The sequence below is a fragment of the Arthrobacter jiangjiafuii genome, assembly GCF_018622995.1.
GTDB classification, from domain to species: domain Bacteria; phylum Actinomycetota; class Actinomycetes; order Actinomycetales; family Micrococcaceae; genus Arthrobacter_B; species Arthrobacter_B jiangjiafuii.
The window spans coordinates 895,331-908,441 of sequence record NZ_CP076022.1 but is presented as its reverse complement, the minus strand read 5'-3'; the positions used below and the strand labels follow the sequence as shown (position 1 = coordinate 908,441).

Below are 13,111 nucleotides of genomic sequence, written 5' to 3'. Positions count from 1 at the left end.
TATCACCCCAACCCAGAAAGAGAATCCACATGCGTAAGTTCGCAAAGACCCTCGCCGTAGCGGCGACCGTGACAGCACTGTCGCTGTCCGCCTGCGGCCGTGCCGAGGAATCCACCGAGTCCGAGGCCGCCGGCTTCGGCGAGGGCACCAAGATCGGTGTCTCCCTGCCCCAGAAGACATCCGAGAACTGGGTCCTGGCTGAGGGCCTGTTCAACGACAGCCTCACCGAGGCAGGCTACGAGCCCCAGGTGCAGTTCGCCAACGGCGGCGCATCGGAGCAGCAGAACCAGATCAGCGCCATGATCACCAACGGCGTAGAGGTCCTGGTCATCGGGGCCGTGGACGGCAGCCAGCTGGGTACCCAGCTGCAGGAAGCCAAGGATGCCGGCATCACGGTCATCGCCTATGACCGCCTGCTGACCAACACCGAAAACGTCGATTACTACGCGGCGTACGACAACTACACGGTCGGCACCCTCCAGGGCCAGGCCCTGCTCGAAGGCATGGCTGCCCAGGGCGAGGGCCCGTACAACGTTGAGCTCTTCGCCGGTTCCCCCGACGACGCCAATGCCCCGGTGTTCTTTGAGGGTGCAATGAGCGTGCTGCAGCCCGAAATCGACAACGGCAACCTGGTTGTCGTTTCGGGCCAGACGGAGTTCGGAAACGCATCCACGCAGGGCTGGAAGGCAGAGAATGCCCAGACCCGCATGGACGCCCTGCTCTCGGCCAATTACGCGACGGCGGAGCTCGACGGCGTGCTGTCCCCCAACGACACGCTGGCACGCGCCATCCTGACCTCCGTTGAGTCGGCCGGCAAGCCCCTGCCGATCGTCACCGGGCAGGACTCCGAGGTTGAATCCGTGAAGCTGATCATGGACGGCAAGCAGTACTCCACCATCAACAAGGACACCCGTGCCCTGGTTGCCCGCTCCATCGACATGGTCAAGAGCCTCGGAGCCGGCGAAGAGCCCGAGACCAACAACAACGAGTCCAACAACGGCGTCAAGGACGTTCCCGCGTACCTGCTGGAACCGGTCATTGTCACCAAGGAAAACGCTGTCGAGTCCTACGCCAACGACCCGACGCTTTCCGCGCTCGTCAAGTAACAACCGTTTTCGCACCACTCCGGTGTACGCCTTGGACAACCCGGGCAACATCACCGAGCGGCCCGGCCTGGACATCAGGCCGGGCCGCTTTTCCCATGAAGGCCTCCCCATCCCTGCCATAGGCCTAGGCGCGGCGCGGCCCAGCAAATACAGTGGATAGCGCACCAAACGGTGCGTCTTCAGAGACGAGGACCATGAACGCCACGCAGATCCCCACGCCACCGTGCGTGCTGCCCGGGGCACCTAGCCCGGTGCAGAAAACCGGCCGCACCCTGAGATGGGGCGTGGTTGCCACCGGCAACATCGCCGCCAAAGTCACGGAGGACATTGCCCGCTTGGACGACGCCGTCCTCCAGGCCGTCAGCTCCCGCACCGAATCCTCTGCCGCGGAATTCGCCGAGCGTTTCGGCTTCGCGAGCAGTTACTCCGACGGTGAGGCAGGCAAGGGCTATCAGCAGCTTTTCGACGATCAGGAAGTCGACGTCGTCTACGTGGCCGCCCCGCATGCCCAGCATTACGAGATATCCCGAGCCGCCCTTCTTGCCGGCAAGCACGTCCTCTGCGAGAAGTCGCTGACCATCAACGCCAGGGAAGCCGAGGACCTGGTTACGCTGGCTTCCTCCTGCGGACTCTTCCTGATGGAGGCGGTCTGGACCAGATTCCTGCCCTCAATCAACCGCATCTGGGAGATCCTGGCCAGCGGCGAACTGGGCGACGTGCAGTGGGTGCAGGCCGATCTCGGTTTTCCTGCCGTTGCTGATCCGACCAGCCGGCTCTGGGATCCTGCTGCCGGTGGCGGAGCGCTGCTGGACCTCGGTGTCTACCCCCTGACGCTGGCAGTCGGTTCGCTGGGCTTCCCGCAGCAGGTCACCGCAGCAGGGTCCCTGAACAGCGACGGAGTGGATGAGCAGACCTCACTGCATCTGGCCTACTCCAGCGGGGCTTCAGCTCAGCTGATGTGTTCGCTGGTATCGGCGGGCACCCGCGACGCGACGATTTCCGGCACCAGGGGCTGGTTAAGGACCGGTGCGCCGCTGCATAACCCGGTGGAACTGATAGTCCAGCCACTGGACGGCCCGCTCCGGGTGGAACGGTTTCCCCAGGTTGGCAATGGCTATACCTACGAACTGCGCGAGGTCACGCGCTGCATCCAATCCGGACTGACCGAGTCACCGACGATGAGCCCGGCGGACTCCCTGCAAACGATGCAGCTTTTCGACGAGGTCCGGGCCCAGCTGGGCGTGCAGTATCCCAACGACCTGTACCAGCGTGCGTCCGTCCCTGCCGCGGCCAGGTCCCGGATGTAAAACCTGAGGCAAAACTGAAGCGGTCCCCACCGGTGGAGGACCGCTTCAGTTGTTTCAATTGTGGTTTGGCTGGTCCGGTTATCCGCCGATGCCGCCCAAACCGGGGATCTTGCCCATCAGGTCCTTGGGATTGATTCCGAGCTTGCCGAGCAGGCCCGAATCTCTCTCCGTATCTACCTGGTCGGGGAGATCCGACTCAGCCTGACCGGCTTTGTCGCCATCTCCGCGCTTCTTGAGAAAATCTATGATCTGCTGCTTGCCTATCTCCATGTGACCTCCCGTTTGCTGGGTGTTGTTTCAGGATCTGGAAGGATCCGGCGCCTCAGGCGTCCCGGACGTTGTCCTTTGCGTCGGTGGCCTTGCCTTTCACCTCACCGGCCGCGCCCTGGCCCTCGGCCTTGACGTTCTGCGCCGCTTCGGTAGCCGTTGTCCTGACGTTATCCATCGCCTCCTGCGCCGGTTCCTTCAGGCCCTGGGCTACGTCCTTCGCCGCATCGGTGACCTGCGCCGTGAGCGGTTCCGCTGCCGTCTTCAAGCTGTCGGCAGCAGTGCGTTCCTTCTCGCTGGCGGGAATCAGGGACGCGGCCAGCAGCCCGGCACCAAAGGCAATCAGGCCGGCGGCAATGGGGTTGCCTTGGGCCTTTGTAGTGATTCTCTGCGGAGCCTCGCCAACGGCCGATCCCGCACGGGACATGGTGTCCGACGCCGAACCGGTTCCGGCCTGTACCTTGTCAGTCATTGAATCCGTCGCTCCCATTACCTTGTCCCTGACGCTGTCCCTAGCGCCAAAGACGGCGTCCTTCACCTTGTCCGTCTGCCGTTGGACAACATGTGACGGGGTCACTCTGTCCGCAACGGCGTCCACGTTGCTACCCAACCGGCGTCGGGTCTCTTCAATGTCAGCGCGTATCTCGTCGGGGTTTTCGCTCATTGTGGGTCCTCATTCGGTTTCAGGGTTCCGGGGATTTCCTGCAGGGTCTCCGAGGTCTGGGGCAAGCCGCGGATCCTGCGCAACTCGGTGCGGCCGCGCGCAGCCAGGACCGCGGCGATAATCGCCCAGATAACGGCAACCACCAGGCTCGACCAGCCCAGGCCGATCAAGTATCCGAGTGCCAGCCACAGTGCGATGGACAGGAACAGCAGAACGAAGTAGCCGGCCACGGCGGCACCGGTCAGCATCCCGGCTCCCTTACCCGCGCGGGTGCTCGACTGCTTCAGCTCGGCCTTCGCAAGCTCCACTTCCTGCCTCAGGAGGGTGGACATATCCTGCGTCACTTGGCCCAACAGGTCGCCCAGCGAGCTGCTCTCGGCTTTGGTCGGGGGCGGTTCAGGAATCTCGGTGCTCATCAGTGCCGACCGCCGCTGAATGGATCACTGGCACGGGTTCCCGCGGTGGGAAGCTGGTCATCCGAGACCGGCGGGCGCCCGACAGGAAGCGTGGGTTCGCCGAACGCGTCGTCCGCCGCCCCACCGGGGTTCACTGTTCCTGTGTCTGCAGCGTAGGTCGGCTGGACCTGGGGCTCCGGCGGGTAGATGGTTTCAGGAGCGCTCACGGTACCCGCCGCAGGGCGTTGGCTGGATGCTGAGTCCGATCCGCTTCCCGCCTGCTGTTCCGGAGCACCGGCGCTGAGGCTCTTGTTCAAGCGGCCGGCGAGGAATCCGGCGCCTGCCGCGATCGCGAGGAACGCCACCGGACGCTGCCGGGCGAAGCCCTTGACCTCGTCGAGCAGCGATCCTGGATTGCGGTTGTCCAACCACGACGCAACCGACGAGGACCGCTCGGCTGCCTGGCGCACCAGGTCCGTGGCAACCCCGGATTCCTCTGAGTTATCTGCCATCGACCGCAGCTCCCCCGCCACTGACCGGAGTCCCTCGGCAACCTTCTGCTGCTGGGTCCCGGCCTGGTCGGTGAGGTCGCTGCGGGCCTGGTTGAACAAATCCTTGGCGTTCGCCGTCACTTCGGTGGCGACACCCGCGGCTTCTGACTTCGCGGTTTCAGCAACGTGCTGCGCTCCGCCGGCTGCTTCCCTCGCCACGCCCGCCGCCTCGTTCTTGGCGGCGCCTGACTTTGCTGCGGCCGCCTGCTTTGCCCCTGCCGCGTCGGATGAACTGCCCTGTGGAGATTCTGCGGCATGGCTGCCGTCTCTGGGCCACTCATGATCTGTCATCGTCGCTCACTCCTGAATCGTTGCGGATGAAGAATCAGACTGCTGCCGATGAGGATCGGCCGAGCCGTCCACATCGATGGTAAGCACACTTAGTATGTGTTCGTAAAGACGGGAGTTCTTCCTGCATCAAGGTCGAGCCAAATGGACCCGCTGCCATGCTCCCGCCCTCGTTGGGATCCGATGGACGCCTCTCGCTCATCACCCTTGTAGAGCAGTCGGGCTCATGCTTGGCTGGCTACCCGTGAGCACCACGGGAACCCTCCCGGAGTGTCCTTATCCTCCTGAGGGGCCGCGGGGTTGCCGGTGCTGTTCAAGGTCCAAATTCTGAACAAGGAGTTGACGTGGCAGGAAACCTGATCGCGCGGTCGGTGCACGACCTCAGCGCAGCGGCATGGTTCGGTGGCTCACTCATGGGGGCCGTGGGCCTGAACGGTGCCGCTGCGCATGCCAAGGATCCAACGGAGCGCATACGGCTTTCCAGCCTGGGGTGGAAAAGATGGGCGCCCGTACAGGGAACCGCCATCATCAGCCACCTCGTCGCCGGCCTGGCCATTGTCGGAGACAACAAGGGCCGGTTGGCCAAACAGGAAGGTGTTGGCTCCCTGACTGTTTACAAAACCGCCGTCACGCTTGCCGGCGCAGCAGTGACCCTATATGCGGGGGTTATGGGACGCCGGGTGGAGAAGTTCTCGCACGAAGGCGCAGCCGGTGCCACCGAACCCCTGCAGGGAGCGTCACGGCAACTCGAAACCGCACAGCGGCGGCTGAAGCTGCTGCAGTGGTGCATACCCGTGCTTTCCGGAGCAGTCATTGTCATGGGTGCCAAACACGGCGAAATGCAGCGGGAGGGCAGGGTTTTCAAGGGCCTGCTCGGCTCGTAGGCCAGCTGCCGCAACCTTTCCCCGTCCGGCCGGTCATTTTCTGACTCACCGGCGGCGGACGCTATACATCCCCGCGCGCCCGAGGCTATCTTCAGACAATGGGTGCCGAAGTGAACAGCAAAACCTACAGCCGGGAACAGCGAACGCGGTATCGCGAGCGGCTGCTCGAGAACCTTGACCGTTTTGCCGGGTACCTTTCCACGGCACAATTTGCAGAGAGTGCCTCCATTGGCCTGGAGCTGGAACTGAACCTGGCCAACCAGGATTTCACCCCGGCCATGCGCAATGCCGCCGTTCTCGCGGAAATTGCCGATCCGGCATTCCAGACCGAGATCGGCGCTTTTAACATTGAGATGAACCACCCGGCCCTGGCAATCGGCGGGAGCGGCCTGCGCGAACTCGAGGACAGCCTGCGGTTCCAGCTCAACCGTGCCGATGCCAAAGCTGCCGAGGTGAAAGCTGAAATCCTCATGGTGGGCATCCTGCCCACATTGAAGCCAAGCCTTTTGGAGGATAAGAACTGGCTCAGCGAGGGGAAGCGGTACGCGGCCCTGAATACCTCGGTCCTGCAGGCACGCGGCGAGGACGTCCACATAGACCTGCGCGGGGTGGAGTCCCTGTCCTTTTATGCCAGGAACATCGCCCCGGAAGCCGCCTGCACTTCTGTTCAGCTCCACCTCGAAGTTGGACCCGAGGACTTCGCCTCGGCGTGGAATGCAGCCCAGATTATCGCTGCCCCACAGATTGCCCTAGCTGCCAACTCCCCTGTGTTCATGGAGCATATTCTCTGGCATGAGACACGGATCGAACTGTTCAAGCAGGCCATCGACACCCGACCGCCCGAAATGAGGAGCCAGGGCGTGCGGCCACGCGTGTGGTTTGGCGAGCGGTGGATCACCTCTATCTTCGACCTCTTCGAGGAAAACGTCCGCTACTTCCCGGCCCTGCTGCCCGAACTTTCCCACAGCAGCGGCGGATCCACGGCCGCTGGCGCCCCGCTGCTCCCCGAGCTGCGGCTGCACAACGGCACGGTCTACCGGTGGAACCGTCCGATCTATGATCCCGGCGCCGAAACCCCCAACCTGCGGCTGGAAAACCGGGTGCTGCCGGCCGGGCCGACTGTGCTGGATGTGGTGGCCAACGCTGCCTTCTTCTACGGCCTGGTCGAGTATCTGCGCACTGCCGACCGGCCACTGTGGAGCCGCCTGGCCTTCAAAAGCGCCGCGGACAACTTCCTGGCCTGCGCCCGCAACGGCCTGGAAGCATCGGTGTACTGGCCCGGCATCGGCGAAATCCCGGTGGCGGAACTGATCGTCCGCCATCTGGTCCCCCAGGCAGCCGCCGGCCTCGAGGCCCTGGGGGTGGACCGGCAGCTGATCGGTCGCTACCTCGATGTTGTCCGGGAGCGCGCACGGACTGAGCAGAACGGCGCCGCCTGGCAGATTGCCTATTTGCGCCGCCTCGAGGCCCAGGGCATGGAACGCGGACCGGCCCTGGCAGAACTGACCCGCCGGTACTGGGAAAACATGCACACCAACGCGCCTGTCCACGAGTGGCCGGTGGACTGATTCAGGTCCGAAAAAAGTTTGCCGATCCCAGTCAAAAAACCGCTTTCAATGCTGGCACTCCCCTAGGACGAGTGCTAGCCTAAATTCATTCTTGAGTCGAGGTGACTCAAGTTACCGACCCTTCTGAAGTTCCGAATGATGATTCGCCTGCCTACAGGCGGGCGCAAGGAGTTGATGATTATGGCGATGAAGTTTGATCCATTCCGTGAGCTGGACCGCGTAGCCGGAGCACTGCTCGATCCGCGGCAGAGGCTGCGGCTGATGCCCATTGATCTGTACCGCGAGGGCGACCACTACATTCTCAACGCCGATCTGCCGGGCATCGACCCGGGCTCGGTGGACGTGGATGTGGACGGCCAGCTGTTGACGATCCGGGCCGAGCGCACCATCCAGACCTCGGAAGGCGTCAATTGGCTGACCCGGGAGCGGGAATCCGGCTCGTTCCTGCGCCAGTTGAACCTGGGTCAGGGAATCAACATCGAGGGCATCTCGGCCAAGTACGAGAACGGCGTGCTTAGCGTCCTCATTCCGGTCAGCGAGCGGGCCAAGCCGCGCAAGATCGAGGTGTCTTCCTCTTACAAGGATTCAAACACCATCAGCGGCGAGTCCAGCTCGGAATCCGTAACCTCCTCGGTTTCAGGCTCCGGTGGCTCGGGTTCCGGATCGGGGTCGGGCTCCATGGGCTCGGGTTCCGGTGGTTCGGGCTCGGGCTCCATGGGCTCCGGCGGTTCGGGTTCGGGCTCCTCGGGTTCGGGCTCCTCGGGCGACCAGGGGTCGGGTATCTAACGGTATAGCTGCACGTACCAACAACGACGGCGGCGCCCCACCTGTGAAGGTGAGGCGCCGCCGCCGTCGTGCGTTGAAGCGTCTGAGGACTTAGCCCAGGCGGGTCTTCAGGTTGGCATCGAGCTCAGCGAGGAATTCCTCGGTGGTCAGGTATGCCTGGTCCGGGCCGACCAGGGCCGCGAGGTCCTTGGTCATCTTGCCGGACTCAACCGTCTTGATGACAACATCTTCGAGGGTTTCAGCGAAGCGAATGACCTCAGGGGTGTTGTCCAGCTTGCCGCGGTGCATCAGGCCACGGGTCCACGCGAAGATCGAGGCGATCGGGTTCGTGGAGGTGGGCTTGCCCTGCTGGTGCTGACGGTAGTGGCGGGTAACCGTACCGTGTGCTGCTTCGGCCTCGACGGTCTTGCCGTCCGGGGTCATCAGCACTGACGTCATCAGGCCCAGCGAGCCGAAGCCCTGTGCCACGGTGTCGGACTGAACGTCGCCGTCGTAGTTCTTGCAGGCCCAGACGTAGCCGCCTTCCCACTTCATCGCGGAGGCAACCATGTCATCGATCAGGCGGTGCTCGTAGGTGAGGCCGGCTGCTTCGAACTGGTCCTTGAACTCGGCGTCGAAGACTTCCTGGAACAGGTCCTTGAACTGGCCGTCGTAGGCCTTCAGGATCGTGTTCTTGGTGGAGAGGTACACCGGGTAGTTCCGCTGCAGGCCGTAGGCGAAGGACGCCCGGGCGAAGTCGCGGATGGAATCGTTGAAGTTGTACATACCCATGGCCACGCCGCCGTCGTCACCGTACGTGACAACCTGGGTCTTGATTTCTTCCCCGCCGTCCTTGGGGGTGTAGGTCAGCGTCAGGGTTCCGGCACCGGGCACCTTGAAGTTGGTGGCCTTGTACTGGTCGCCGTGGGCGTGGCGGCCAATGATGATCGGCTTGTTCCAGCCCGGGACCAGGCGCGGAATGTTGGAGATGATGATCGGTTCGCGGAAGACCACGCCGCCGAGGATGTTGCGGATGGTGCCGTTCGGGGAAACCCACATCTTCTTCAGGCCGAATTCCTCGACCCGGGCCTCGTCCGGTGTGATCGTGGCGCACTTGACGCCCACGCCGTGTTCCTTGATGGCGTTGGCAGCGTCAATGGTGACCTGGTCATCGGTGGCGTCGCGGTTCTGGATGGAGAGGTCGTAGTACTTCAGGTCTACGTCCAGGTACGGGTTGATCAGGCGGTCCTTGATGAACTGCCAGATGATACGGGTCATCTCGTCGCCGTCGAGTTCTACAACAGAACCCACAACCTTGATTTTCTCAGCCACACGATCTCCTTGTGTGTTGGTGGGCTCCGAAGCATGTCTTTTGGCATGACGGAACCCGTCTTTTTGGTCTGTATTTGTCTCCAACTATGCCACAGCCCACTAGGGGCACCCTAAAATCCGGGGCGGCGGATTACTCCCACCGCCCCGGGACCATGGAGCCCACGGACCGCTGCCGCTAGTGGAAGAAGTGCCGTGCTCCGGTGAAGTACATGGTCACACCGGCAGCCTTCGCTGCCTCAATGACCTCCTGGTCGCGGATTGAACCGCCCGGCTGCACAACGGCCTTCACTCCGGCGTCAATCAGGATCTGCAGGCCGTCCGCGAACGGGAAGAACGCATCCGAGGCGGCAACTGCACCGCGGGCGCGGTCGGTATCCGGGGCGCCCAAGGTGTTGGCCCGCTCGACGGCAAGGCGGCAGGAGTCCACCCGGTTGACCTGTCCCATGCCCACGCCCACGGACGCGCCGTCGCGCGCCAGCAGGATGGCGTTGGACTTGGCGGCGCGTACCGCCGTCCAGGCGAAGGCGAGATCGGCCAGGGTGGCCTCATCGGCGGCCGGTCCGGAGACGAGCGTCCACGTTTCGGGGCTGTCTCCTTCGGCCTGCATCTTGTCGGATTTCTGGATGAGCATTCCGCCGGAGACCTGGCGGAATTCGGCCGGGTTGCGGCCGTAGCCCTCCGGCAACGTCAGCAGGCGGATGTTCTTCTTGGCCGTGAGGATTTCCAGTGCGCCCGGCTCGAAGTCCGGCGCGATAACCACCTCGGTAAAGATGTCCTTCACGGTCTCGGCCATGCCGGTGGTGACGGTGCGGTTGGCTGCGATGACGCCGCCAAAGGCGGACACCGGGTCGCAGGCGTGGGCCTTGGCGTGGGCGTCAGCGATGGGATCCGCGGCGTCTGCCGAGGCCACGGCCACACCGCAGGGGTTGGCGTGCTTGACGACGGCGACCGCGGGTTCGTCGAAGTCGAAGGCCGCCCGCAGGGCAGCATCGGCGTCGACGTAGTTGTTGTAGGACATCGCCTTGCCGTGCAGCTGGTCAGCCTGGGCTACACCGGGTTTGGAGCTCTTGTCGACATACAGGGCTGCGTCCTGGTGCGGGTTTTCGCCGTAGCGCAGCACCTCGGAACGCTCCAGTGCCAGGCCGGTGTACGCGGGCCAGGTGGTGCCCTCGACTCCGGTTTCGAACTGCTCTGCGGTCCAGGCTGCCACGGCGTTGTCATAGGCGGCGGTGGAGGCAAAGGCCTCTGCCGCCAGCCGGCGCCGCTGGGCCAGGTCGAAGCCGCCCTCGGCTGCGGCACTGACAACGTCCGGGTATTTGGCGGGATCCACCACGACGGCCACCGACGGATGGTTCTTCGCTGCGGCACGGACCATGGAGGGGCCGCCGATGTCGATCTGCTCAACCACCTCGTCCTGGCTGGCACCGGATTTCACGGTCTCCACGAACGGATACAGGTTCACGACCACCAGGTCGAACGGCTCAATGTCCATTTCCGCCAGCTGGGCCACGTGATCTTCGCGGCGGCGGTCAGCCAGGATGCCGGCATGCACCCGCGGGTGCAGCGTCTTCACCCGCCCGTCCAGGCATTCCGCGAAGCCGGTGACTTCGGCAACCTCGGTGACTTCCACGCCCGCGGCAGCGATCTGTTTGGCGGTGGAACCGGTGGAAACGATGCTCACGCCGGCGGCCGCGAGGCCCTGGGCCAGTTCGGTCAATCCCGTCTTGTCATAGACGGAGATCAGGGCCCGGCGGATGGGAACACGGTTCAGTGGCTGTGAGCTCACGCAAATCTCCAAAATGAGGGGGTGTCGGTGGGTTCAGTTTAGGTCACACCGCTCTGCCGGGCAGAGTATGAAGCTGGAAGTTCCGGGGCTGTGGAGGGGTGAATATGCCCCGGCGCCGCGACAACGGAAACCGTTTAGGTCGGTGGCATCAATCGCCCGTCCGGCGTTGTACAGTTTCTTCGGACCTGCCGCCGGCCGGCCCAGCCACCACCTCCGCTTCCCGGAAGGCCGTTCCCTCGATGACAACCACGCATGCCGTGCCTACCGGCGACCAAGTGGTCCAGGACCTGCCCTGGAAGTGGAAGGTCCAGGGGAAGATCTTCATCATCGGCGGGCTGGGCTTCATGTTTGATGCCTGGGACGTCACCCTGAACGGCGTCCTGATCCCGCTGCTCTCCAAACACTGGGCGCTGGAGCCGGCGCAGGCCGCCTGGATAGGCACTGCGAATCTCCTGGGCATGGCCATTGGGGCCTTCGTTTGGGGATCGATCGCAGACGCGATCGGCCGCAAGAAGGCCTTCACCGCGACCCTGCTCATCTTTTCGTTGTTCACGGTGTTGGGTGCCTTCTCCCCCGACGTTGTCTGGTTCTGCATTTTCCGCTTCATGGCCGGATTCGGCCTCGGCGGATGCGTCCCGGTGGACTATGCGTTGGTCGGCGAATTCACCCCTCGTAAACAGCGGGGCCGGGTGCTGACGGCAATGGACGGCTGGTGGCCCGTGGGAGCCGCGCTCTGCGGGGCGGTGTCGGCCTTGATCATGGCCACGCTGGCCGACTGGCGCTTCACCATGCTGATCATGGTGCTGCCGGCGCTGCTGGTGTTCTGGGTCCGGCGGTCCGTGCCCGAATCCCCACTGTTCCTGGTCCGGAAGGGCCGCACCGCCGAAGCCGAGACAGTCATTAATGACCTCATCAAGCGCACCGGATCCCCGGTAACGGAATGGCGGCTGCCGGCCCCGGAAGCAACGGAGAAGTTCACCCTTGCCGCCGTCGCCACCCAGTTGACCGACCTGTGGCGGTACAGCTGGAAGATCACCGTGGCAGCGTGGTCGCTGTTCCTCACCATCCTGCTGGTCTACTACCTGGCCCTGACCTGGATGCCGAAGATCCTCGTGGATTCCGGGTTCAAGGAGTATGCCGCGTTCCTGACCACCTCGGGGATGGCCGCCGTCGGGCTCCTGGGCGTCATCGCCGCCGCACTGCTGGTAGAGCGGGTGGGACGCAAGTGGGTCCTGGCGGTGACTGCCCCGCTGGCGGCTGTCATCCTCGTGATCGTTGCCCTGGTCCTTGACGTCCCCGCTGCCGCCACGGCCTGGCTGCTTGCCTACGGGTTTGTGGTGCAGGTCGCCATTCCGGTGCTTTATGCCTACGTCTCGGAGCTATACCCCACGGAACTGCGCGGCAGTGGCTTCGGCTGGGCATCAACGGTCTCCCGGATCGGCGCCGGATTTGGCCCGCTGATCTTTGTTTCCGTCATGTGGCCGTATCTGGGCCTGCCGTTGTCCTTTGGACTGGCCGGCGTGTTGGTGGTGCTGGCCGTGCTGTGGATGGCGCGGTTCGCGCCGGAAACCAGGGGCGCCGCCCTGGACTAGGAACGGCCCGGCAGGCCCTCGGCACTGAGCCGGCCGAGGGTTTCCAGCAGCAACCGGCGTTCCTGGACCTTGATGCGCTCGTGCAGGGTCTCTTCGGTGTCGGTCTCGAGCACGTCAACGGCCGCCTGCGCCAGGATGGGCCCGGTGTCCACCCCCGCATCAGCAATGTGCACGGTGCAGCCGGTGACCTTGACGCCATAGGCCAGTGCATCCCGCACTCCGTGGGCGCCGGGGAATGAGGGCAGCAGGGCCGGATGCGTGTTCAGGTACCGGCCCTCGAACGTGTTGATGAAGTGCTCGTCCACAATCCGCATGAATCCCGAGGACAGCACCAGTTCAGGCGCGTAAGACGCGACTTTCTCGGTGAGCGCCCGGTTCCAGTCCGCGCGCTTCCCATAGTCCCGGAAGTTCACCACGAAGGTCTCGTATCCGGCTTCGGCGGCCCGTTGCACCCCATAGGTCCCCGGCCGGTCCGCACCCACGGCGGCGATTTCGACGTCGAGCTCGCCGGAGGCGACGGCGTCCAGGACGGCCTGCAGGTTGGATCCGGTGCCGGAGACAAGAACAACAATGCGCATGCGTCAACCTTAGGCTCAGGCGTCGCCT

12 protein-coding genes and 1 pseudogene are annotated in these 13,111 nt (G+C 64.0%); 6 read left to right on the top strand and 7 right to left on the bottom strand.

Annotated features, from left to right (window positions below; genetic code table 11):
* Positions 1–29: 29 nt before the first annotated feature.
* Both KKR91_RS04400 and KKR91_RS04395 read left to right on the top strand, forming a co-directional pair.
* Positions 30–1,106 (top strand): substrate-binding domain-containing protein, encoded by a 1,077-nt coding sequence (locus KKR91_RS04400; RefSeq protein ID WP_210230185.1) that lies wholly within the window; start codon positions 30–32, stop codon positions 1,104–1,106.
* A gap of 194 nt (positions 1,107–1,300) precedes the next feature.
* On the top strand, positions 1,301–2,413 hold the full coding sequence (locus KKR91_RS04395) for a Gfo/Idh/MocA family protein (protein ID WP_210230183.1): 1,113 nt from the start codon (positions 1,301–1,303) through the stop codon (positions 2,411–2,413).
* Between the two features lie 78 nt (positions 2,414–2,491).
* Here the strand turns inward: KKR91_RS04395 and KKR91_RS04390 are convergent, their stop codons facing one another.
* The 4 genes from KKR91_RS04390 to KKR91_RS04375 are packed head-to-tail and all read right to left on the bottom strand — an operon-like array spanning position 2,492 to position 4,581.
* Complete coding sequence (locus tag KKR91_RS04390; protein ID WP_210230181.1) at positions 2,492–2,683, bottom strand: hypothetical protein; 192 nt, start codon at positions 2,681–2,683, stop codon at positions 2,492–2,494.
* 52 nt (positions 2,684–2,735) lie between these two features.
* Positions 2,736–3,344 carry a DUF3618 domain-containing protein gene (locus KKR91_RS04385; protein WP_210230179.1) on the bottom strand — a complete coding sequence of 203 codons (609 nt, stop codon included), beginning with the start codon at positions 3,342–3,344 and terminating at the stop codon, positions 2,736–2,738.
* On the bottom strand, positions 3,341–3,760 hold the full coding sequence (locus tag KKR91_RS04380) for a phage holin family protein (protein WP_210230177.1): 420 nt from the start codon (positions 3,758–3,760) through the stop codon (positions 3,341–3,343). Before KKR91_RS04380 ends, KKR91_RS04385 begins: the two co-directional genes overlap by 4 nt.
* Complete coding sequence (locus KKR91_RS04375) at positions 3,760–4,581, bottom strand: hypothetical protein (protein WP_210233873.1); 822 nt, start codon at positions 4,579–4,581, stop codon at positions 3,760–3,762. Before KKR91_RS04375 ends, KKR91_RS04380 begins: the two co-directional genes overlap by 1 nt.
* Before the next feature lie 341 nt (positions 4,582–4,922).
* Between KKR91_RS04375 and KKR91_RS04370 the strand changes: the two genes are divergently transcribed.
* The 3 genes and pseudogenes from KKR91_RS04370 to KKR91_RS16945 all read left to right on the top strand — a co-directional run.
* Entirely contained in the window at positions 4,923–5,462 is a 540-nt protein-coding gene (locus tag KKR91_RS04370; RefSeq protein WP_210230173.1) for a hypothetical protein, read from the top strand.
* Positions 5,463–5,572: 110 nt separating this feature from the next.
* Positions 5,573–7,030, top strand: coding sequence for a glutamate-cysteine ligase family protein (locus tag KKR91_RS04365; protein ID WP_337925351.1), 1,458 nt, complete (start codon positions 5,573–5,575; stop codon positions 7,028–7,030).
* A 180-nt stretch (positions 7,031–7,210) separates the two neighbouring features.
* A pseudogene (locus tag KKR91_RS16945) lies at positions 7,211–7,606 on the top strand (Hsp20/alpha crystallin family protein); the annotation flags it as partial.
* Positions 7,607–7,906: 300 nt separating this feature from the next.
* Here KKR91_RS16945 and KKR91_RS04355 read toward each other — a convergent pair.
* Positions 7,907–9,127 (bottom strand): NADP-dependent isocitrate dehydrogenase, encoded by a 1,221-nt coding sequence (locus tag KKR91_RS04355; RefSeq protein WP_210230169.1) that lies wholly within the window; start codon positions 9,125–9,127, stop codon positions 7,907–7,909.
* A gap of 175 nt (positions 9,128–9,302) precedes the next feature.
* Positions 9,303–10,913, bottom strand: a complete 1,611-nt coding sequence (gene purH / locus KKR91_RS04350; protein ID WP_210230168.1) for a bifunctional phosphoribosylaminoimidazolecarboxamide formyltransferase/IMP cyclohydrolase — start codon at positions 10,911–10,913, stop codon at positions 9,303–9,305.
* 239 nt (positions 10,914–11,152) lie between these two features.
* On the opposite strand from purH, the gene KKR91_RS04345 reads away from it, so the two are divergent.
* Positions 11,153–12,505: an MFS transporter gene (locus KKR91_RS04345; protein ID WP_210230167.1), complete on the top strand. Its 1,353-nt coding sequence runs from the start codon at positions 11,153–11,155 to the stop codon at positions 12,503–12,505.
* Here KKR91_RS04345 and purN read toward each other — a convergent pair.
* On the bottom strand, positions 12,502–13,083 hold the full coding sequence (gene purN, locus KKR91_RS04340) for a phosphoribosylglycinamide formyltransferase (RefSeq protein WP_210230166.1): 582 nt from the start codon (positions 13,081–13,083) through the stop codon (positions 12,502–12,504). The two genes, KKR91_RS04345 and purN, sit on opposite strands and share 4 nt — an antisense overlap.
* Between the last annotated feature and the right edge of the window lie 28 nt (positions 13,084–13,111).

Coding starts and splice junctions, on each gene's coding strand:
- KKR91_RS04400 (WP_210230185.1), top strand. CDS start 30: ATGCGTAAGTTCGCAAAGACCCTCGCCGTAGCGGCGACCGTGACAGCA.
- KKR91_RS04395 (WP_210230183.1), top strand. CDS start 1,301: ATGAACGCCACGCAGATCCCCACGCCACCGTGCGTGCTGCCCGGGGCA.
- KKR91_RS04390 (WP_210230181.1), bottom strand. CDS start 2,683: ATGGAGATAGGCAAGCAGCAGATCATAGATTTTCTCAAGAAGCGCGGA.
- KKR91_RS04385 (WP_210230179.1), bottom strand. CDS start 3,344: ATGAGCGAAAACCCCGACGAGATACGCGCTGACATTGAAGAGACCCGA.
- KKR91_RS04380 (WP_210230177.1), bottom strand. CDS start 3,760: ATGAGCACCGAGATTCCTGAACCGCCCCCGACCAAAGCCGAGAGCAGC.
- KKR91_RS04375 (WP_210233873.1), bottom strand. CDS start 4,581: ATGACAGATCATGAGTGGCCCAGAGACGGCAGCCATGCCGCAGAATCT.
- KKR91_RS04345 (WP_210230167.1), top strand. CDS start 11,153: ATGACAACCACGCATGCCGTGCCTACCGGCGACCAAGTGGTCCAGGAC.
- purN (WP_210230166.1), bottom strand. CDS start 13,083: ATGCGCATTGTTGTTCTTGTCTCCGGCACCGGATCCAACCTGCAGGCC.